General features: G+C 35.2%; 22 protein-coding genes. 17 read left to right on the forward strand and 5 right to left on the reverse strand.

Going from position 1 to position 22483, the window contains the following annotated elements; translation table 11 throughout:
* Nucleotides 1-4 precede the first annotated feature (4 nt).
* From ACIQXI_RS00760 to ACIQXI_RS00805, 10 genes are all read left to right on the forward strand, one after another.
* Complete coding sequence (locus tag ACIQXI_RS00760; RefSeq protein WP_402920439.1) at nucleotides 5-4642, forward strand: phage tail protein; 4638 nt, start codon at nucleotides 5-7, stop codon at nucleotides 4640-4642.
* Nucleotides 4643-4648: 6 nt separating this feature from the next.
* Entirely contained in the window at nucleotides 4649-5557 is a 909-nt protein-coding gene (locus ACIQXI_RS00765) for a phage tail domain-containing protein (protein WP_402920442.1), read from the forward strand.
* Between the two features lie 16 nt (nucleotides 5558-5573).
* Nucleotides 5574-7469 carry a hypothetical protein gene (locus ACIQXI_RS00770; RefSeq protein WP_402920445.1) on the forward strand — a complete coding sequence of 632 codons (1896 nt, stop codon included), beginning with the start codon at nucleotides 5574-5576 and terminating at the stop codon, nucleotides 7467-7469.
* A gap of 15 nt (nucleotides 7470-7484) precedes the next feature.
* Entirely contained in the window at nucleotides 7485-7805 is a 321-nt protein-coding gene (locus tag ACIQXI_RS00775; protein WP_402920448.1) for a hypothetical protein, read from the forward strand.
* Nucleotides 7805-7963, forward strand: coding sequence for a hypothetical protein (locus ACIQXI_RS00780; RefSeq protein WP_402920451.1), 159 nt, complete (start codon nucleotides 7805-7807; stop codon nucleotides 7961-7963). The genes ACIQXI_RS00775 and ACIQXI_RS00780 overlap by 1 nt, the downstream gene beginning before the upstream one ends.
* 110 nt (nucleotides 7964-8073) lie before the next feature.
* Nucleotides 8074-8604: a hypothetical protein gene (locus ACIQXI_RS00785; protein WP_402920454.1), complete on the forward strand. Its 531-nt coding sequence runs from the start codon at nucleotides 8074-8076 to the stop codon at nucleotides 8602-8604.
* Nucleotides 8605-8765: 161 nt separating this feature from the next.
* Nucleotides 8766-10571 (forward strand): phage tail protein, encoded by a 1806-nt coding sequence (locus ACIQXI_RS00790; protein WP_402920457.1) that lies wholly within the window; start codon nucleotides 8766-8768, stop codon nucleotides 10569-10571.
* Nucleotides 10572-10587: 16 nt separating this feature from the next.
* On the forward strand, nucleotides 10588-10776 hold the full coding sequence (locus tag ACIQXI_RS00795) for a hypothetical protein (protein ID WP_402920459.1): 189 nt from the start codon (nucleotides 10588-10590) through the stop codon (nucleotides 10774-10776).
* A gap of 130 nt (nucleotides 10777-10906) precedes the next feature.
* Nucleotides 10907-11311 (forward strand): phage holin family protein, encoded by a 405-nt coding sequence (locus tag ACIQXI_RS00800; RefSeq protein WP_402920462.1) that lies wholly within the window; start codon nucleotides 10907-10909, stop codon nucleotides 11309-11311.
* Complete coding sequence (locus tag ACIQXI_RS00805) at nucleotides 11308-12045, forward strand: N-acetylmuramoyl-L-alanine amidase (RefSeq protein ID WP_402920465.1); 738 nt, start codon at nucleotides 11308-11310, stop codon at nucleotides 12043-12045. Before ACIQXI_RS00800 ends, ACIQXI_RS00805 begins: the two co-directional genes overlap by 4 nt.
* 49 nt (nucleotides 12046-12094) lie before the next feature.
* Here ACIQXI_RS00805 and ACIQXI_RS00810 read toward each other — a convergent pair whose 3' ends face one another.
* On the reverse strand, nucleotides 12095-12565 hold the full coding sequence (locus ACIQXI_RS00810) for a hypothetical protein (RefSeq protein ID WP_402920468.1): 471 nt from the start codon (nucleotides 12563-12565) through the stop codon (nucleotides 12095-12097).
* A 339-nt stretch (nucleotides 12566-12904) separates the two neighbouring features.
* On the opposite strand from ACIQXI_RS00810, the gene ACIQXI_RS00815 reads away from it, so the two are divergent.
* From ACIQXI_RS00815 to ACIQXI_RS00840, 6 genes are all read left to right on the forward strand, one after another.
* Complete coding sequence (locus tag ACIQXI_RS00815; protein ID WP_402920471.1) at nucleotides 12905-13348, forward strand: Panacea domain-containing protein; 444 nt, start codon at nucleotides 12905-12907, stop codon at nucleotides 13346-13348.
* A gap of 45 nt (nucleotides 13349-13393) precedes the next feature.
* Complete coding sequence (locus ACIQXI_RS00820; protein ID WP_402920474.1) at nucleotides 13394-15247, forward strand: hypothetical protein; 1854 nt, start codon at nucleotides 13394-13396, stop codon at nucleotides 15245-15247.
* 124 nt (nucleotides 15248-15371) lie between these two features.
* A complete protein-coding gene (locus ACIQXI_RS00825; protein WP_402920477.1) occupies nucleotides 15372-15692 on the forward strand; it encodes a YolD-like family protein in 321 nt (106 codons plus the stop codon).
* A gap of 18 nt (nucleotides 15693-15710) precedes the next feature.
* The gene (locus ACIQXI_RS00830) at nucleotides 15711-16049 is read left to right on the forward strand and encodes a YolD-like family protein (RefSeq protein WP_402920480.1); all 339 of its coding nucleotides are present in this window, start codon (nucleotides 15711-15713) and stop codon (nucleotides 16047-16049) included.
* Nucleotides 16042-16392, forward strand: a complete 351-nt coding sequence (locus ACIQXI_RS00835; protein WP_402920482.1) for a YhjD family protein — start codon at nucleotides 16042-16044, stop codon at nucleotides 16390-16392. Before ACIQXI_RS00830 ends, ACIQXI_RS00835 begins: the two co-directional genes overlap by 8 nt.
* Complete coding sequence (locus tag ACIQXI_RS00840; RefSeq protein ID WP_402920485.1) at nucleotides 16389-16715, forward strand: hypothetical protein; 327 nt, start codon at nucleotides 16389-16391, stop codon at nucleotides 16713-16715. Before ACIQXI_RS00835 ends, ACIQXI_RS00840 begins: the two co-directional genes overlap by 4 nt.
* Before the next feature lie 42 nt (nucleotides 16716-16757).
* On the opposite strand, the gene ACIQXI_RS00845 is transcribed toward ACIQXI_RS00840, so the two are convergent.
* Both ACIQXI_RS00845 and rpsD read right to left on the reverse strand, forming a co-directional pair.
* Entirely contained in the window at nucleotides 16758-17717 is a 960-nt protein-coding gene (locus tag ACIQXI_RS00845) for an SHOCT domain-containing protein (protein ID WP_402920488.1), read from the reverse strand.
* Between the two features lie 320 nt (nucleotides 17718-18037).
* On the reverse strand, nucleotides 18038-18640 hold the full coding sequence (gene rpsD, locus ACIQXI_RS00850; RefSeq protein ID WP_402920491.1) for a 30S ribosomal protein S4: 603 nt from the start codon (nucleotides 18638-18640) through the stop codon (nucleotides 18038-18040).
* A gap of 581 nt (nucleotides 18641-19221) precedes the next feature.
* On the opposite strand from rpsD, the gene ACIQXI_RS00855 reads away from it, so the two are divergent.
* Nucleotides 19222-20976 (forward strand): sensor domain-containing diguanylate cyclase, encoded by a 1755-nt coding sequence (locus ACIQXI_RS00855; protein ID WP_402920494.1) that lies wholly within the window; start codon nucleotides 19222-19224, stop codon nucleotides 20974-20976.
* An 87-nt stretch (nucleotides 20977-21063) separates the two neighbouring features.
* Here ACIQXI_RS00855 and ACIQXI_RS00860 read toward each other — a convergent pair whose 3' ends face one another.
* Both ACIQXI_RS00860 and hisJ read right to left on the reverse strand, forming a co-directional pair.
* Entirely contained in the window at nucleotides 21064-21543 is a 480-nt protein-coding gene (locus ACIQXI_RS00860) for a GAF domain-containing protein (protein ID WP_402920497.1), read from the reverse strand.
* Nucleotides 21544-21564: 21 nt separating this feature from the next.
* Nucleotides 21565-22362 (reverse strand): histidinol-phosphatase HisJ, encoded by a 798-nt coding sequence (hisJ, locus tag ACIQXI_RS00865; RefSeq protein WP_402920500.1) that lies wholly within the window; start codon nucleotides 22360-22362, stop codon nucleotides 21565-21567.
* Between the last annotated feature and the right edge of the window lie 121 nt (nucleotides 22363-22483).

Consider the following 22483-nt stretch of genomic DNA (forward strand, 5'->3'; position numbering starts at 1 on the left):
GCATATGAACGCTAACTTTACTGCACGGATTGGTGCTCGTATTACAGAGTTTATGGCACGTATGCGACAGGTGCAAAATACTATACGTACTACTGCTAACGACGTGCATGTAGATGTTGATGCAGACATTAGTCAGTTTCGTCGTAGAATGGCTGAAATTCGCGCCCGCATTGCTTCTTTAGTTCGTGAACGGGTCGTCATCAAAGTTGAGGCTCGAATAGAAGATTTCCAAAGAAAAATACAACGGATAGCTACTAATATCAGAGCATTTGGTGAGTTGGCACAACACACTTTAATGGGTACGTTGATGGCTGTATTTCCGGCAATATCACCTATATTAGCTAATATTGCTGTGGCTATTGCGAATTTAGGTCCAATGATTGGTACTGTCGCTGGCTCTACATTTGCATTAGCCGGTGCATTTGCAGCAGCAGGTGCCGCAGCCGTTGCTTTTGGTGCTGTAGCAATACCAACTATCAAAGAATTATTTAATGAGACAGGTCCACCATTCACAGCTTTACAAAAGAAAGCTTGGAACTCATTTGAAAGCGTAAAGAAAACATATCGTTCTCTTGTGAAAGAGACTGAAAAACCAGTCTTACAAGCTTTTACAAGCGCAATGCAAGCGTCAGATACGATTCTGAATAAATTAAAGCCGTTATTTTTAACTAGTGCTCAAGCAGTTGCTAACTTAATGGAGCAGTTAAATAAAGCTATAAGTACTCCACCTATTCAAAAGTTTTTAGAATACCTGAATACTAGTGGAGCTCCAATGCTAGAGTCATTTAGTCGCTCATTTGGGAATGTATTTAAAGGCTTATTATCAATGTTTACAGCCTTCGCACCATTAAGTATTAGTACGGCCAGGGGCTTCGAGGAAATGACAGCTCGTTTCGCTGAGTGGTCGAATGGGTTAAGTGGAAGTGCGAAATTCCAAGCGTTCATGGACTATGTTAACACAAACATGCCAAAGATTCGTGCCATTTTCCGAGACGCGATAGCTGGTGTTGTATATTTCTTTAGTGCTTTTGCAGGATCATCATCAGGCATGATGGATGGGCTAGTGTCAATGATGGCTCGATTCAAAGAGTGGTCAGCTACATTAAGTCAAAATCAAGGATTCCAACAATTTATTGATTATGTACATCAATCAGCGCCTAGTGTAATAAAGCTAATCGGTAACTTAACAACTTTCCTAGTGAACTTAGGTATTGGTATGGCTCCACTTGGTGCGGCCATTATCATACTGGCTAACAAATTCTTAGAGTTTACAAATAATTTGATGGAAAACAATCGATCTATTGGGGTCATCATAGCAGGACTTATTTCTTTTGGTGGGATCATGCTTGCTTTACTTCCTAACATTATTGCATTGAGAACTTTAACGAAGGGGTTAGCGAAAGTACTAACGGGAGCTTTAGGTAAGCCCATTAAGTTTATTGGCGGTTTATTTAAAGACTTCGGTGGAACGATTGCAAAAGTTGGTACAAAGCTCAATGTAATAGGCGCTACTTTAGGAAGAACATTCGCTCCGATATTCACACCAGTCGGCTTAGCTGTTGCAGCAGTAATTGGATTTGTTGCAGTTTTAGTTAAGTTGTATCAAACAAACGAAACCTTCCGTAGCCAAGTTCAAACTGTTTGGGAAGCCATTAAAACAGGAATTTCCGTGGCAGTAACAGCGGTTAAAGATTTGATTATGTCAGTCTGGACTCAAATCACTTCATTCTGGGCTGAAAACCAAGTAAGTATTATGGCTACTGCATCTGCTGTTTGGACTGTAATAGGGAATGTTGTTACAACTGTGATGTCTGCAATCGGGGCAATTATGCAGTTTATATGGCCTGTTGTAAAAGCTTTAATTGTATCAACATGGGAAGCGATTAAAAATGTTATCCAAGGTGCTATTAATGTCATTTTAGGAATTGTTAAAACGTTCAGTTCGCTGTTTAAAGGCAATTGGCAAGGTGTCTGGGATGGTATTAAGCAAATTCTTGGTGGGGCATTACAGGCCGTTTGGGGGGCAATCAACCTTTATTTTGTAGGGAAATTACTTGGCCCATTAAAAGCCTTTGGCTCAACTGCAAAAACGCTCTTACAAGGCATCTGGACAGCTATTAAAGGTATCTTCACAAATACATTAAATACGATAAAGAGCACTGTAGATGTAATTTTCAAAGGCATGAAGTCATCCATTGAAGCTGTATGGAAAGGGTTAAAATCATTCTTTGACACCATTCTTACAGGTATCAAGTCTATCTTTATGAGTATTTGGCGTAGTATTGCTTCATTCCTAGATAATTTCTTTACAGGTTTATCAAACACTATCCGATCCGTTTGGAATGGAATTAAGGGCTTTTTCTCAAGTGTATTAAATGCCATTGCAAACATTATTAAGAGTCTTTGGAACGGCATTAAGTCGACTATCTCTTCAATACTGAATGGTATAAAAACAGTCATTGAAACTATTTGGAATGGATTTAAAACCATTGTTTCAACAGCAATGTCGAATGTAAAGACTGCTGTCGTAAATGGTTGGAACGCTGCAAAGTCATTCTTAGAAAGCATTAGTCTAGTGAAAATCGGTGAATATATTGTAGCTGGTTTAGTTACGGGGATTAACAACTGGTTTGGTAAAGTGAAAGCTAAAGTTATGGAGTTAGCAGAGTTGTTACCAGCGTGGCTACGAAATAAATTAGGTATTCACTCGCCATCGCGTGTCATGATTGCTATTGCTAAATGGATTCCAATTGGTGTTGCTAAAGGAATTGAGAGTACAACTAGCGTAGTAAAAACAGCAATTAACAAAATGACGGCTAAGGCAATTCCTGACTTCAGTAAGTCGTTATCCATCACAAAAGACATGGTGCAACAAACGCAGAAGATAGTCAGCAACTCATTGAAAGAGTCAAATAAAGATGTACTAGCTATTCAGAAGGACTATGAAGCAAAACGTGCTGAAGCAACTAAAAAGGCAGATGCGCAAATTAAAGAAATTAAAGCGAAAGCCGCTGATAAAGGGAAGAAGCTTACTGCAGCACAAGAGCGTCAGATCACTAAGATTCAAGAGGACGCGAAAGTGAGCAGAGAAAAGCTTGCTAAAGCAGAGGCAGAAGCTATTTCAAAAGTGAAATCGAAGTCTCAAAAAGAAACCTACGATGCACTAAAGAATTTTGCTGATAAGCAAGTAGGGTTAGAGAAATGGACAACTAAGCAACTGGCCGAGTATTGGCAGTATGCAGCGACAGCTTTTAAGGAAGGTACAGACGAGCGTATTGAAGCGCAAATTAACTACAATAAAGCAATGTCTGAACTGACTAAAGAGAAGTTTGACCAAGAGAAAGATTATATTGATCGTCAGAAGAAATATAATCAATTGTCTCTAACACAAGAGCTTGCGGCTTACCAAAAATACTTGAAGCAATACAAAGCTGGTAGTGAAGAACGTATTTACTACGAAGATAAAATTGCTGAAACGAAACAGGCCATTCATGAAAAACTAACGACTCTTAATGATGAGTACATCACTAAATTTAGCGAGGCAAAGCAAAAAGAAATAGACGGTATTAAAGAGCTTGAAAAAGCTTATGAAGATGCAGTGAGTAGTCGCGCTAAAGATATTTATTCGGCAATGAATCTGTTTGATGAGATTGGTGAGAAAGCTCAAATTACAAGCCAACAACTCACTAAAAGTCTACAAGATCAAGTGGCTGTGATGAGTACTTGGGCAAGAGACATCCAAGCACTCGCTGGTAAAGGTATCGATAAAGGTTTACTTGCAGAGTTACAAGCAATGGGGCCTAACGCATACGCGCAGATTGAAGCTTTAAATAGTATGACGGCAACAGAGTTGTCTTACTATAATGACTTGTGGAAAACGAAAACAGCTCTTGCTAGAAGCCAAGCAGAGGCTGAGTTAGTTGGTTTGAGAGAAGATACGAACAAACAGGTTGAAGGGCTTAAAAATGATACGAAGAAACAGCTTGAAACCTACAAAGATGAATGGTTAAAGCAAATTAAATCAATCAAAACAGGTACTACTGGTGAATTTAATGCGATGACTGCATCTATGAAGCAAATTGGTGAAAACGTTATTCAAGGCTTGCGTAACGGTATGAAAGCACAAATACCAGATATGATGGCCGAAGTTAAAGCGATGGCAACCGAGATTGAAAAAACAACACGAAAAGCTTTAGGAATTAAATCGCCTTCACGGATCATGATGGCAGTCGGCAAGTGGATTCCACCAGGACTTGCAAAAGGGATTAAGAGTAGCGCAAAAGTGGTAACGAAGGCAGCATCTGTTATGGCTGCTAATGCTGTGCCTGATATTAGTTCGACATTGGCTGCTACCAAAGCAGAAATTAAACTGGCAGCATCACAATTAGCCGAAGCAGCAAGAGCTGACTTGAGCGTCATTACAGACGGACTTTCAGTGAAGAGTGCTATCAGCAGTGCTCAAAACACAAGTATTACAAGCGAATCTGTTCTTGATTCATCGATGTTCGATAGTATTTTACAGCTCTTACGAATCATTGCGGATAAAGATCCGTCTCTTATTGTAGATGGAAAAATTTTAACGAATTATGTAGACGAGCGAACTGCTAGAACAGTAGATTTAAAACGCTCTATGAGAGGGTGAGACTGAATGGACACGAAATTAGTTAAAAGTAGTGGGCTTGAAATTATCTTGTCTGATGAACGATTCATTACAAAGGACATTGTTGTTTCGCCAATTGAAATTAAACGAGATGTAGCCGATGTTGAAAGACGCGCCGGCGCTGTGAATGAGTTAATCAAACACGGCACGCGCAGAATACAGCTCCATCTGATGTTTGTTGCAAAAGACCATTCAGACTTTGAAACACTCCAAGATAGGGCGTTTGATTTGTTTACGGATTTAGAGCCGTACTATCTATATAAAGCTATACCAACAAAGCAATCCACTATGTACGAGTTTGAGCTGCCAGGTAAGGACTGGGGCAAAGAGCTCGATTTTAAGCCTAGTGAGGTTGCTTTTTTACATGGCAAACGGTATTTCGTTATTAATAGCGATATGACACAGATTGAACAAAAAGGGCTTACAGGGCTGTTCACTGTTGAAATTGAAACTTATTTGCTTCCATACGGTGAAAGCGCGGCAACATTAAAAGAGCTAAAGCTGTGGGACGCTAATAAGTGGGAATGGAATCAAGGGTTAACGTGGGACGAGGATTTACAGTATAAGTTTACAACCAATGATTTCACTGTGAAAAACCTTGGTAATGTAAAAATTGATCCACGAGAAAGTGAACTAAAAATAACTGTTAAGGCAACAGCAACAAGCTACTTTGAAATAAAGAATGTGTCAACTGGCGAAGTGTTTAGGTTTAATGGCACTTTAACAGCTACAGATACATTAGTTTTGAATGGCATTCACACTTATAAAAACGGTGCGAATGCCATTTTGAATACCAATAAAAAGTTATTGACGGTTGCACCTGGAAACAATGTTTTTTCGGTGTCAGGCGGAACTATACAGTCAATCGAATTTGACTTTAGATTCCTATACAAATAGAAAGGATGTGCGGGAATTGACTTTAGAATTGCATAATACCGAAAACCCACTTAGCAATGCTGAACGCTTGAAGCTTAATGAGAACTGGCAACGAATCATGACCGGTTACTCATACCTTCAACAGCAAATCAAAGTACTAGCAGGTGGGGCAGAAGTTGACGAGTTAATTCAACGTTTAAATGAAGCTGTAGACAGCGCTAATATTGCTGTGCTAGAGGCAATTGAGGCCAATGACGTAGCATTACAAGAAGCACTTACTACGGTTGCACAAACATTAGTAGATGTTAATAAGGCGATTGGTGATGCAAGTACAGCAACCACTGAAGCAAATGCAGCCAAACAAGGTGCTTTAGATGCAACAGCACAAGCACAAACAGCTCTTACATCAATGCAATCGCTCATTACTAACTTAGGTTCAAAAGGCGTTTGGAATGTAGATACACAGTATTACAAAAATAATATGGCTGTTTTTAATGGTTCAACTTTTATTGCAATGCAAGATAACCTAGGAAAGACGCCACCTACACTTCCTACTCAATCTAATGCCTATTGGTCGTTGTTTGCTGAACAAGGTGCTCGAGGGCCGCAAGGACTTCAAGGGTTACCAGGGAAAGACGGTAAGGATGGAACCGGCGTAAATATCATTGGTGAATTGATGAGTGAAGATAACTTACCACCAACCGGCTCACCAGGTGATGCGTACATGATTGCTGGTGACTTGTATGTATGGCAAGAAAACACGAGTGGTTGGAAAAACGTAGGGCCAATTAGAGGGCCTCAAGGTAAATCAGCATACGATCTAGCTGTTGAAAATGGTTTTATAGGAACAATGGAAGAATGGATTGAATCCTTAAAAGGTATTCAAGGACCTCAAGGACCAGTGGGGCCACCTGGACCTCCAGCGGATTTAACAGAAATCAATCAACAAGTCGGAGAATTTAAAACTGCATTTGCTGAACATACAAGTGGAATAGCAACAACTGAAAAACCAGGGCATATTAAGCCTGATGGAGAAACTATCCTTGTAGACCCTGTAACTGGCGTAGCTAAGGCTATAGTTTCAGCAAAACGGTTTACCGGAGATTTGAATGATTTAATCTTAACGGGTCTGTATCTTGTTACAAAAGAAAGCACTAACAAGCCATGGGCAAACTATGAACTACTTGTCGAAGTTAAACTTTCTGCAGATGGAAAAACAGCATGGCAGTATGCAAGAACTATAATAGGGGCAGGTACAAATCAGGCTATAGTCGTTAAAAGAAATGGTAAACGAGCTAATGTAGATGTTCCATTTACATGGACTGCAACAGCATCTAGTGTTGACGGCTATTTTGAGAGTTGGGTGGTTTCTGAGCCTGTAGTAAGTAGCGCACTAGACAGCACTTCCACAACTTCAGTCGCCTCATCTAAAGCTGCAAAACTATTGAATGACAAAATAGAAGATTTAAAGTCCTCTGTAAGTAGTGGTAAGGCTTTAGTTGCGAACGCCATTACCGGTAAGGGCGTGTCTACTAGCCCGACAGCGGAGTTCGCAACAATGGCAAGTAATATCAGTGCCATTCAAACAGGAAAACGTGTAATGAAAAGTAATGTTGCCTCTAATGCTAGTATGAGATCCTTTTTAGTTCCTGCAACAAGTGCTGGATCGACACAATACTTCGTTGACCTAAATTTAGGATTTCAAGCAGAGACTATAGTTGTATTTGGAAGTAACGGTTCAACACAGTACGAATCTACTTACAACACATATCAACAGTACTATCCTAACACTGTTAAGTTAGCGACATATAACGGACAAACAGGCAGTTATCAAACATTTCAATTTAATATTCTTGATTTGGGTAACGGTAACTATTCCATACCTGTGCTACGTGCGAATCAAAACTATTTCTTCGTAGCATACGAAAAGTAGATTAGGAGGATTTTAATGACTCAAATTTATTCAAGGGGTAACAGAGTGTTTTATGATGAATCTGGACGTTTATTGTTTCAATCCGGTGAGGTACAAGAAGCCAATTTCCCAGTGAAGCATGAACCAGTAGTGGGGGAGATAGCATACGTTGATTTGGAGTTCAATTCATATGATGTCACAAAGCAATATATAGATAGTATTAACCCAGAAACTAAAAAACCTATTTTCAAAATGTACCCTGAACCAGAACTAACAGAAGAGCAAGCGAAGATAAAAAAATTAGAAGAGGATATCTTATTGTTAAAAACAGACAGTCAAGTAGGAGGGATTTTATAATGGTAAATCCAATCGTTGTAAGGATAGCAGCAGAACGCATCATAAACGGTGGTCTTAACCCAAAAACAAATACAGTATATGTTTTAGATGACATTACGAACGAAGCATATCGTATTGCTGTGGAAGATTATATATTAACTTCAACAAAAGGTATTTAGGTAAAATTAAACTTTAAAGTATTACAACTTTAATAATATGAATATAATGACAAAAATGCAATCGTCAACTATCATATGATATAACACTAATGAGAGTGGTGAAAATAGTGATGACTGTTGAAGAATTTTGTGAATTAATTGAAAAAGAATATTATTATTTTATGTACAAAGGTAAACGGCTATTTCCATTTAATTGCCATACGTCCGCAAATGTAATTTCTTCTTATCTATCGGTCCATTTTGATAACTCTTTTGTACACCGTACTTTTCGGAACGGTGCAACATTTCATGGCTGGTCAAAAAGTGATAATATTTGTGTTGACTTTACTTGTATACAAAGTGGTATAGGGAGTTATGAACATATTTTAACTAATCCAGCAAAAAATTTAAGTAAAGATGATGTTTTTAATATTATACAAGAAATACGTAAAGAGCATAGTTATTTAGGTATAATAGATAAGGATTTGGATAGATGGTATAGTTGGTGTGGAGTGCTAGACATTGAAGATTTACATGGGCTAGAACATGCAAAGAAGGTGGAGAATCCTTTTACGATTAATGGTTTTATGTCTTACGTGAAAGATGCTTATGATGAAGTTGATCATAAAGTTAAAGGTTGTTATAGTCCCTTATCAACGTAAAAATACTTTTTTCTACATGCGAATAATCTATGTAGTATTGTTCAGTAAGCATTGAAAATTTTTAATATCAAAATTTACAAAAGTGTCCTCTTATGAGGATGCTTTTTCTTTTGCCTGAAAGGATGTGAGCTTATGAAATACACGTTAGTAGGTGATAAGGAATGCTAATCGTTACAAACTTCGCAGGTACTCAAACAGAGCCGTTTTTCACAACATCTGCACCGGTATTTGAACAAGATACACTAGGCAATCTAACGCTTGAGTTTACAGTCAATAAAACAAATAACGAGGCTGGATTTAATCTGCTTCAAGAAGAATCGGTTGTCACTGCTGCTGATTATGAGTTTCGAGTTAAACAGTTAATTGATGATAAGCCTGGACGCAAAACAATACTTGCCATCTCAACTTTCTTTGATTTAGCATATCAGTTTAAGGATGAAACCTTTGGTGGTACTCACACCAGTAAAGAATTTGTAGCCTATTTGTTAGCTGACACAGGATGGACAGCAACTTGTGATTTCACAGAAACTGAAACAATTAATAAATTTGGTTCAAAGAACATCATTCAGTGTGTCAATCAAATTTGTGATGCCTTCAATTGTGAATTTGAGATATTGCCTAACAACCGAGTGCATTTCAGTAATTCACTTGGGCCGGACAACGGCGCACAGTATCGATACGGTCATAACATTAAAGCACTTAGCCGAAAGATTGATACAACTAATCTTAGAACAAAAATTACGGCCACTGGTAAAGAAGGTTTAACCGTTACGTATACATCACCTAATCACACGTTATGGGGTATACGTGTTGCTGATCCAATTAGTGATGAGCGTTTTACCAATTCAGAAAACCTAGTGAAAAAGGCTAAAGATTCGCTTATTGACTATCCAGAAGTGTCGTTTGAGCTTGATACACTTGAATTACTAAACAAGCAATTAGGTGAGAAGGTATGGCTGATTTACGAGCCAATTGAGGGGTTAGAGCTACAGACGCGAATACTTAAACGTATTTGTATTGTAGATGAGCTTTCCGATGAATTAAAGACAGTTGAAGTCACGCTAGGTAATTCATTACCGCGCACAATGTCAGATAATGAAGTTGATACTGAAGAGCTTATTGAAGAAACAAAAGAAGAGTTGGAAGAAGTAATTGAAGAAAATAAAAAGGAATTTAGGTCGGCTATAACTCAAACGGATAACCGGATAACCATTGAGGTGGAAGAGCTAAATAAATCAATTGCTACGATCGATGTGAAAGCTGATAGTATCAGCCTATCCGTCAATAATCGAATAACGCAGGAAATGGCTGCTATTAATTTAAAAGCAGACAGCATCAGCTTAACAGTGAATAACCGTATCACGAATGAGATGGCTTCTATAAACATTAAAGCAGACCAGATTCAATCAACAGTATCAGCGCAAGCAACGCAATTACATGGAATGGATACGCGTGTAGCGAATGCTGAATCTTCCATTACCCAACAAGCGCACCAAATTACACAGAAAGTATCGGTAACTGATTTTAATGGAAACACAATATCTTCACTGATAAATCAAACAGCTACATCTGTAAAAATTCGAGCGCAGAACATTGAGTTACAAGGTGCAGTAAGTGTACTTTCAGATATTAGTGGAAATCTGGGAACAATTTCTTCAGGTAACATTAATATTTCACAGGATATTCGCATGGGTAATAGACTTTACTTTAGTGACATGACTTCTGTTGGCGGTGCAAATGGAACCATTCAATTAAGTGCTTGGAATGACATCGTATACAGCGGATCGCGTCACTCATTTAATGGCACAGTTGATTTTAGTAATGCGAATGTTGTTGGAATGGGTGGCGGAGGTAATACAGTTTCAACGAATACCCCAGGATTAGAAATAACACAGAGTTCCAACAACTCAAAAACAATAGTATTCAAAAAATACGGCATAGATATTGGCACAATTACGTTAAATTAAGAAGGAGAATGAAAATATGAATTATCAAGTACAGCTAAACAACGGACAGGTCATTGATTTAAAGAATGCAGAAATTGAACCAGTAGAATTTACAGCCAATTTAAATGAACAAAAAATTACTTTTGTGAATTTAGGCGGTGCTGTTATCAATAAGCATCTTATTGCCAGTGTCATACCGGTACCACAAGAAGAGACGCAAGCATAGGCTTAGCGTTATTTTTTATGTTTTTTTAATGCTATGAGAGCAATCGAGATGGGCAACGGTATAGGCTACTGATTCTCGATGCTTCTCATGGCGCTTGTTTTATATAAAAAGGGCAAAGGACGGTGTATAAATGGAAAGATTTTTTGTGTCAGTATTCGGAGGAGCTTTATCATTTTTGATTGGTGGTTGGGGGTTATTACTTACAGTGCTTTTGGTATTCAACATACTTGATTTTTTAACGGGTATGGCAGCCAATTGGGGAGCTATTAACAGCAAACGAGGCTATCAAGGCATCATTAAAAAAGGCATGATGTGGGTTTGGATTGTAGTGGCAAATTTAATTTATTTAGTGTTGTTAGACCAAGGATTCACAGTGGGACAAATTATTCCTGATGCAGTGGCAATCCTATTTATCCTGAATGAAATTGTAAGTCTAGGTGAAAATAGTGCCAAGTTGGGTTTGGACATGCCTGGACCAGTCAAACGTGCTTTAGAAATCTTTAATAATCATGAAAAAGAGGGTGAAAGCAAATGACTAAGAAGTATGTAGGTTCGAGTGGCCACGGTTTAAAAATCAGAGGCGCTAAACATTTTATTGATGAAGTGGACGAAGCTCGAAAAGTAACTAATGAAGTACATCGTATTTTATCAACTCAATACAACGGCATCGGTTCTGTATTTCACGACAACACATCGACAACACAAAATCAAAATCTACAAACAATCGTAAATTATCATAACAAACAAATTCGTGACCTGGACTGGAGCATTCACTTTAACGCAGCGAGTATCACCGATGCACCGCGAGGCGTTGAGGTTCTTTATTATGATGCTAAAGATTTAGCTGCTAAATTAAGTTCTGCTATAGCAAAAGCTTCTGGTTTAAAAGACCGAGGAGCAAAACAGCGTAAAGAACTTTATTTCTTGAATAGTACTACTAAACCGGCTATTTTACTAGAAATCTGTTTTGTCGATAGTAAAGCAGATGTTGAGCTGTATCGTAAAAACTTTAATGCTATTTGTAAGGCTATTGCAGAAGTTCTAGCAGAACATTTAGGTTTGACAAAAATACAAAATGAACAGATTCAGAAGGAGGAAACACCAGTGGTAAACACATTAACATCAACAGCTAAAGAGGATTTAAAAGGATTGTTAAAAGAAACGTATCAGCGTGGTATATTAAAGGTAGACCATAGCGAGAAAGTAGGTTCTATGACTGATGGTGAAGCCTTAGGATTGCTAATTTCGGTTGTAAAACGGACTTTATAATAAAGGATAAGACCAAGATAGCTAATGAGCTGTCTTGGTCTTTTTTTAATTAATTGCTTTTTTTTTCAAAGAATAAATTTAAATCTGTTTTATCTGTGTCAGCAGCTAAAGCTGTATTAATATGTTTGTTTAACTCTACCATCTTTGCTTTTTCAAAAAATGGTACATTTATGTAGTATGGCGAGCCTGATTTTTCAATTGTTAATATGGTTTTTAAACCACTACCAGCTATTCCAATTCCGATAATTAACAAAATTAAACCTGCAATAAAGCTTGCTCCTATATAACCTAATGAAGTGAAAATAAGGAATAGACCAATAAGTATGGCTTTAATATTGTATTTCGAAGATAACATAGATCCCGAAATGTTTTTTAAAGGAATACTTTGCTCATCTTTCCCTGCTGGAATAAATCCTAAGATTGTGTTTGATAAATTTGTTTTAACAAATCTATTATCAACTTCCACAGAACCTTTTACCCAGAAAAATAACAGACTGATTGAAAAACTGATTTGTTTCATAGTAAAATTCTCCTTATCATATAATGATTAAATTGTTCTATTAAACTATAACAAAATACCCAAGTTATGTCACTATAATTTTTATTTGAATGAGTTGAAAGCAAGCCAGGCTTCACGTTACCCTAATCTAGGGCTTTTCTAAGTATGCAAGGTTTTGCTGACATTGAATACGAAGCAATTAAATTTTATGTATATTTTCTGAGCCATTAGGAAACAAATAAGTGAAAATAATATCGCGCAAAACTACATATGCTGATTTGATTGAATTGTTCGAAAAAAATAAATGTTTCACAATTGTTTATTTTTGAATTATACTTAAGTCATTAGGAGGGGATAGGTATGGCAAATGTAAAAGATGTAGCAAAATACTTTATTAGCCTGAGCAAAGAAAGTTCTCCGTATGCTATTACTCCGTTGAAATTGCAAAAGCTTTTATATTACGCACAAGGGTTCTTTTTAATGGATAATAAAAAGCCGTTGTTTGAAGAAGATTTATTGGCTTGGGATCATGGACCAGTCAACTATGAGATTTATGATATGTATAGAAAATATAGGTATCACACGATTCCTAGCGAGCCATTTGATGTTGAAGGTAAGTTAAATAGCAAGGAAATCGAAGCTATTGAAGACGCATGGCATGAATTTGGAGAATTAGACGGAAAGACTTTGGAGGAACTAACTCATCAAGAAGATCCTTGGTTATTCACTGATAAAGATGATGTTATCAGCATCAAACTGATTAGTGAATACTTCAGAGATCAGTACGAATATACAGAAGCATAAAAGAGCGATTATGTCGCTCTTTTTATTTAATTTATATAAAAAGAGGTGGCTCGTATACAAAAATGGGATTGGTGGGCCAATAAGGCTAAATACATATATTATTTTATTAGAACGTTAATAGATTGGGTAAAATATAAAGTCGATAAATCTAAAAAAAATGATTTCTTGTCTGTTGTTTTTACTTTTATACCAATTATTATGATTACATTTGTTTTGTATTATTTTGTTTCTCAAATAAAAGTACCTAATTGGCTAATAGGAAATTCAATTGTTTTAAAGAGTTTTTTTGGGTTTAACCATATAGATGATCATATTGTAAAAAATATGATCTTCACTATTATAAGTTCCCTAACAATAATCATCTCCTTATTATCTGCTATTTATGTATTTACTTATCGTGAGCAAAAAAGTGTTTCTCCATCTGCATCTACTGATAAATTTAAAAATAAACTTTTATTAAGGGTAATAAAGTTAATGATTTTTAATATTATCTTCGGAAGCTTAGTTAACGGTGCTTATAATTGGTTTTTGGATAATGATATTAAGCATACTTTGGATATAACAAAATTATTATTACTAAGAGTAATAACATTATTTTTGTCATTAATTTTCTTAATATATTATATAATTGTACTTGTTAAATATTTATTTAGAACAATGAGTTTAGACAGTATGCTTGTAGATTCTGTTAAACATTCGAATATTTTATGTGACTCTTTAATTAATATGAATAGGTTTAAACTCTTTAAACTTCTTATAAAAGACAGATATAGGATATTTCACTTTAGTATAGAAAGTGTATTTCAAAATCTTAAATTTGTAGCAGACAATAATATGAATAAAGAGTTTGAAGAGAATATTAATGAATTTAAAGAAGTGTTTAATAAGTTCAAAAATCCTTTCAAGGAGACTTCAGAAGGAATTGTTATTCATGTCTCAACTGAACTTTTGAAAAATGAAGAAAAAGAATTTATTAAATTATATCAATCTGCAATAAGAAGTAATTTGGCACTTATTAGTTCTTTATTTAAAAATCAACAATATAACAAAGCAACAAAAGCAGTTGAACTCTATTTTAATATGTATATAGAGACTGATGAAACTTTAACTAAAATATTTAGAATAAGTTTAAATGACTTGTTGGATATACTGGATACTAAAGAAGAGAAACAAATAAAAATCTTTTTAGATGGATTGAAAGAAGTTCCAGAAGAACAAACATTGACAGCTTATAGAAATTTATTAATGAAATTAGTTAGTAATAATCAACTAAAAAACATAACAAATGTGGTATATGATTTTAATGTAGTGAAAAAATTCAATAAGAAATCATTATTAACTATATTGATACAAAATTTAGTTAAAAGTATTGAAATCTCTAATTACCAAATTACTGGTTTTTTGGTCAAGTATTTAATTACAAATAATACTGGTAAGGAAATCAATATGGGTTTAATACGTTTGAAGAAAAATAAATTTTTATTTACTACAATATTAGAAGCTGGCGAAAAAATTGAAGGTGTCTCAGAAAATATTGTATATTCAAGCAAAATCAATGAAGAAACATATGATTATTGTATAAAAAAAGCATTCATATTATTATATGCACAACATATGTATTCAATAAAAGAAAAATTATGGTATGCTAAAGATCGAAACGAAATAGGGACAGAAATAAATATAACTGACGAGTTTATAGATGACGAATACAAAGAATACATGATAAAAAAAATAGAAGAAGCTTCTTCTAAATACGGTCTTAATTTCTTTAATGATAAAGAAATAATGAAAGTGATTTACAAAGCTTTGAGAATTAATTATTCTCAAGAAAAGGTAAAAAGCGAAATATTGTTAACAGATATTTTAGAGCAATTAATCTTAAAATTATTTAGTAAATAAAACTAACTTTAGTAAAAACCAAGAAGGGTAAATAACTTTCTTGGTTTTTTATTGCTAAAATAAAAACTAATGTTCTATAATGAATTAAAAACAAACAAATGTTCTTATGTGAGGAGAGTTTACAGTGTCGGCAGCAGTTACAAAACCAACAAAAAATTCAAAGATGAAGAAATTAGAAGAACAAAGAGCTCAATCTAGGCTAGTAAAAGAACCAAAGCATTTAGCACGAGATGAATTTGACCTTGAAGAAATAGCCTATGTATTATCAGAATCAATGCAAGAAAATAAAATTTATACATACATAATTTATAAACATGATGAGCTATTGGAAGGTACGGTCGTAAAAATGGATGCAAACACTAAATTAATCCACATAAAAGACAGATATATGGGCATCCATAAGATACATTTTTTAGACATTTTAAAAGTATCTGACGTTGAATAATTGTGGAGAGTGATTGTAATGATAAATGACCGCGGAAATATGAAATGGACATCATTGATGCTACCTGAACACTTGGTTCAGTTAAAGGAGTGGAAAAGAAAACAGTTTTACGATAAAAAACGCGAGTTGACTGAATGGGAGCTTGATGAGATAGAACAAACAATTCAGCAAGCTTTCAAAATGCAAAAGCTAATTAAGCTCACACTTTGGAAAAATCAAAAAATATTTGATGAAATTGGAATGATTACTGGGACAGATATTTATAAAAAGGAGTTACTTTTAGATACAGACTTGTCAATCAAGCATATTACCTTTGATATGATACAAAAAGCGTCATTGGTAGACTTTGATGATTAAGCCTGATGAGCGCAGAAATGTACATCAATTTATTCTTTTGGATATGGCCGTAAAATCTTTGCAGAATGATTATGATAAACTAGGAAATCTAAAAATGTCAGAGGTATATATCAGAATAGTGGACGACCTATTGAAAGATATAAGAAGCGATTTTTTCAACCAAAAGCGAATGTTAGCTAAACAAAAAATCGAAGTAGTGAAGTGGATTAATATAGACCAATACTTTAGTGACGTTGTTATTAAAACGCCTGGAGAAGATGTAGTACTGAGATATGCTAAACAAGCTCTAAAAACAAATGTGGAAGCATTAATATTTAGATACTTAGGGAGAGAGAGAATATGACTGTAAAATATCTAACTAAAACATTTAAAGATGTAACAAAGAAAAAAACAGATGCATTACAAGTAATGACTCGAAACATGCCTAATGATGTAATTATAAAAATATACGAGTGTAAAGATACTATAATTATTCATAGTAAAAATGATACAACAAACCACGCTAGTTTATCTCACGCTAAAGGTTATGAACATATTCAAGATTGGGAAATTGTTTATGCAATTAAACACATATTAAAAGAAACAAATGAAAATGTACGAGTGTTTGTGAAAGGAAATGGGATAATTCATATATGTGTTAAGGGAAGTAACGTACTGATAAACTAGAAAAATCATGAAAAACATTAAAAAGTCACTCGATTGAGTGACTTAAATTCCCAACAATTGTTTTTTCTTGGCATCAAACTCATCTTGTGTAAGAATGCCAGCATCTAATAGTTCTTTTAATTTAATTAATTCATCAGTAGGTATTGTTGATGTACTAGGAGGAGTAACGGCTGCTTGAACTTTTTCTTCCTCTTCGGCAACAATTAATAATGAAAGTTTTTCAAGATCTTTCTTATCACATTTTATTACTAAAGGAACTTTTTCACCGTTATCTCGCTTTAAAAACAGAGTCGCTACTGATTTATCTTTACCTACATTAGCTCCCATAGCCCCAGCAATAGCCCCTGCATTACCGAAAGTACTGCCAATCATACTCCAACCAGCTATATCAAGAGCACTCTTCTGAATATTTTCGACACGGTCCCATTTAATTAACTGAAATGTCTCAGCTTCATTATAATTGACTGAAATCCCTACAATACCAGGCTTTGTTTGAGTAAGTTTGAAACTGTTTCCTTGTTCCTTTAACTGCTCTTTGCCGTTTAGAATTTCAATGTTCATCTTAATTGGCTTCATTACTCGAACGATTTGTCGTTTATCAGTTACTTCTTCCTTTTCTTCAGGGACAATGCCGAGAACATTTTTTATCTCTGATAGAAAAGATAAACTGGTCTCAACGTTATTAAAACTAATAATCTGTTCTTCTTCGTTGTAAGCAAAAATCATTTCAGTTATAGTCATTTTCTTATTAAAGGAAACTTTAAGAATTTTGTTTAAGTCATAAGTAACAATTTTCTTATGTTTATCTGTAGTAAGGATTCGACTAGAAGTTAAAACAGCTAAACGTTGTTTAAATAATCCCCCAGAAACAATACCTGCTTGTTCAATTATTTCCTGGTCATTTATTTGCTCAGCAATTAAATTAATATCTTTCTTGAAATTATTGATAACAAGAGATCCTTCGGGTTTTAGATATTCTTTTATTTGTTCTAATGCGTACAATTTATTTCCTCCTTCCATATGTATAATGGTAATACACTAAAATTGTATCAATAATGGTAGGTCTTGTCAGTATGTAATGGAAATAGGACTAAATACCTTGGGAGTGATTTTTAATTAATGTACACCTGTCCGTTAGTTGTTTGTAGTTAATAGTTATAGTGAAAAAATCGCTCCCCCAATCGCTCCCCCAATCGCTCCCCCAAAACAAAACAAAATAATCCTAAATAAACGAAGGGTATAATATAAACAAAAACCCCGCAAACACTTGAATGAACAAGGTTGCGGGGTTTAAGAAACGCAAACATTCTAACGTTAAAAAATTAACGAGAGTAGTACTCTACGATGAATGCTTCGTTGATTTCAGCAGATAGTTCAGAACGCTCTGGAAGGCGAGTGAATGTACCTTCTTTTTTGTCTGCATCAAAAGTTAAGTAGTCAGGTACGAAGTTGTTTACTTCGATAGCTTCTGTAACTACAGCAAGGTTTTGAGATTTTTCACGAAGAGAAATCGTTTGACCTGGTTTAACGCTGAATGATGGAATATCAACGCGTTTGCCGTCTACTAAGATATGACCGTGGTTTACTAATTGACGAGAACCACGACGAGTGCGAGCTAAACCTAAACGGTAAACTAAGTTGTCAAGGCGAGTTTCAAGAAGGATCATGAAGTTTTCACCGTGAACACCTTTCATTTTACCAGCGCGGTCGAATAGAGTACGGAATTGACGTTCAGTCATACCATACGTATGACGAAGTTTTTGCTTCTCTTGAAGTTGTAAACCGTATTCTGATAATTTTTTACGTTGGTTCGGGCCGTGTTGACCTGGTGCGTAAGGGCGTTTTTCGATTTCTTTACCAGTACCGCTTAGTGAGATACCAAGACGACGAGATAATTTCCAAGATGGACCTGTATAACGAGACATATTGTTGTCTCCTCCTTTAAATTTGGTTTTTTTGTTGTAAAACAAAAACCAGTAGTACCCAATCTTATACGCATTTTATTTTCATGTATTTTCGCCTATGCAGCCATTAGGTTACACAATACACCATCTATTTAACGGAGTGTACTCAGTAAAATAGAGGAATAAAATACAGTCATAAGCTTATACCACTGCTGCGTTTATTTTACACAAACTCCATTGTAACTGCTTCAAGCGTAGACGTCAATTGTTAACACTATTATTTTCAAAAAGCCTCTATAGTATGAATTTCCTTCAGAGGCATTTTACACTATTACGAAATGGTCATGGATGCGGTAGTAAATGTAAAATGTAAAAGTAAGGTAGAATTACATAGTCAAAATGACACAAATTATGTATAATACATTATAAGTTAATAGTAATTGATTTGTACGTTATATAGAAAAGGTGATTTCATGACAGACCATTTACAAACGCTGAAATATATAAAATCTGATGTTTTGAGCATTTGGGTGAGTTCGAATGGAGGACTAAACAGTTTTAACGAGTATTTTTATTCATTAAAACAGTGTCTAAAGAAGCACTTGAAAATTGAAAATGCGGCTTTTCTTAGTTTTGAAGGTAATAGTTTAATACCTGTTGAAGAATTAGCTAATTTGACAATCGAAACAAAACTAAATGCTGTGTCATGGCTAATGATAGAAGCTAGCTTTTACCAACAAAAACTGGTGAAGCTTCCTTATATACTAAAAGAAAAAACAGCCTATAATATGATGACAGATATGGTGCTTTTCCAGGCGGAGGGCAAGGACCCAATTGGTGTTCTGCTTGTAGAAGCCACTGATACTTGGACGGACTTCATGACTTCGGATTACGGTGAAGAATGTGTAGAAACGCTTACAAAAGTTTTACAAATATTAAGTGAAAATTTAGAAGTAAAATTAAATGAAGACCAATATAGAAAACTTTACAATATGACAGATTTATTTCATTCAACAATGGATATAGATTTAATTTTAGAAAACGTTTTAAAAAATATTCGAGATAATTTTCCGGAATTTAATGTGGAACTTATATTATCGAATGACCAAGACCGCCATACGACTATCGATATAAAGCTTTTTGATTACTTATCAGAAAGACCTGCTACTATTGAAGCCTTTGTATCAGGAGAGTTAACAACTGAATTAGCGGGAGACTTGAATTATCGCATATTAAATGCTCCTATTAAAGGAAGACAAGCCATTTATGGCATTTTACAAGTTAGTGCACCAACGACATACCTTTTTTCGTCGACAGAAAAAGACTTTGTCCGCATGCTAGCACAAGCATCTGGTAATGCACTAGAAAATGCTAAATTATATCATCAATCGCATCGCCTCGTAAGTGACTTACAACTTATCAATGAAACATCGCATCGATTAAATATGCGAATTGATATTAATGAAATGTTACTTTTCCTACAAAAACAATTAATGAAGTCTTTCCAACCAATGGAAGTTTGTTTCGCTTTTAAAGATAATACTACCTATGTAGTGGCTGATGCTAGTACATCCTTATTTAAATCAGACGAAGGTAAGACTTATATTAGACATGTTGAACAACATTTTGAACTTACAAATGATCCACTTTTTATAGCAGATTTTAGCCGATTAACCCCAAATCAAATAGAATATCGTTCAATTATGGCGATTCCTATCTTAATGGAGGAAAAAATTAATGGCTTTAGTATCGTATTACACAAAGAGCCATATTTCTTTTCGTTTGACAGCTTTAAGCTAATGCAATCTTTAATCCATCATTCGTCGTTAGCGATTGCGAACTCTATTTTACGAAATCAGCTGCAAGAAATGGTCGATCGCGATCATTTAACAAAACTCTATGCACGAAGTTATTTAGACCAATATGTAGAAACGTCATTAAAAAAAGATCAATCAGGAATGTTTCTACTTATAGATATTGATAATTTTAAACGCATTAATGATACCTATGGACATCAAATAGGTGATAAAATTCTTGTGCAAATTGCTGGGAAACTAGAGGAAACAATAGGTGCCAGAGGAATTTGTGCTCGCTGGGGTGGAGAGGAAATGGCGGTATATGTACCAAATGTAGATGAGCAAGAAGCGATTAAATTAGCTTCGACAATCGTTGAAGTCATTCCAAATGCCACTGACCCGCAAGTAACGATTTCTGCAGGGCTTATCACATGGGATCAAAACTATCGACCAGCCTTTCAATCTGTTTTTCTCCATGCGGATACTGCTTTATACGAAGCAAAGAACAGTGGGAAAAATAGATATTGCATCCATGATCGAAATTTACAAACAAATGCATAAACCTGCTTTACTATAGAATTGCCCCGAAATGATATATTTACAATCCATTTCAGGGCATTTTTTAGTGATTATATGTGGGTATTTTTTCTAAATATGGAGCATTAATGTTTGAACGAAATGTTCTAAGCCTACTTGATCTTCCGCCGAAAAGCGATCCTTCATTGGGCTATCAATATCTAGTACGCCAATCACTTGATTTTGTTGAACAAGAGGAATGACAATTTCAGATTGAGAAGCAGCATCACAAGCAATATGTCCTGGGAATGCGTGTACATCTTTTACGACTAGTGTTTCTTTTTGTGACACTGCTGTTCCACAAACACCGCGGCCTACTGGAATTCTTACACATGCAGGTAGGCCTTGGAATGGGCCTAAAACGAGCTCATCTTGTTGTAATAAGTAAAAGCCAACCCAGTTAATATTGGGTAAAAATTGATTAAGCAAAGCAGAAGCGTTACTTAAATTAGCAATACGATCTGATTCTCCTGTCAGCAAGGCGTCTAATTGCTTTGCTACTGACTTGTATTGATCGACAATGGAACCTTCATAATTAATTTGTGTAAACATAACAGCACCTCGTTTAAAAATTTAGTTATTTGGAAATATAGATTTGTAATGCTGATGTAAATCGACAGCAGCATGTGCATCTGAACCGAAAACAATAGGTAATCCAATTGTTTTACTATAATCGATGAAGGCAAATGGTGGATAAGGTTCTTGACAATGTGTTTTACTTAAACCAGCACTATTTAAATCTAACTCATATCCTTTTTGCTGCATAGTAGTTAATACTTCCCGAATACGGACGCTGTCATCAATTTTTGTTTGATGGGCTAGTTGAAACTTATGAACTAGAGTAGGATGACCGATGCGCTTCGGTTTGTAGTGTCCTAAATCTGCTTCTATCGATTGTAGGACAGTATCATAGTATAAATGGTAGACTTGTTCAATAGAGCCTACTTTTTTAGCAAAAGCGATAAAATTATTAGCAGAATAATCAATGCACTCATATGTATCTTGCCATTGCAAAAAATGCACCGATAAGATGGCGTCATCTAAAAACGAGCCATACGTATCAAGGAAGTGACGCGTTTCCTGTACAAAACCTTGAATATAGTCTATCTCTAAACCGATACGAATGCGAATATCTTGTGCATATTGCTTTTGCAGTTGCTGTAAGTCTTCAAAATAACGCATTAAAAAATCTGGATGCATACCGCTATCTTGTTGAGGTGTAGGGTCTATAAAATGGGAAGGCAGCGGTGCATGTTCTGTAAATGTAATATCCGTAAATTTTTCAGCAATAGCTTTTTCAATATATTGTGTAAATGAATCAGATGTCCCATGTGGGCAATAGGGGCTATGGATATGGCCGTCTCTTTTCATACATTTTACACTCCTTTTACGATTAAAATAATAATTACATATTTCCGCTCTATGTTCATTGACACATGTACAGCTATCAATATGTAGGTCGTGAATACACTTTTATGAAAATCACTTAAAT

Source organism: Lysinibacillus sp. NPDC097195 (assembly GCF_044762075.1).
Lineage (GTDB): Bacteria > Bacillota > Bacilli > Bacillales_A > Planococcaceae > Lysinibacillus.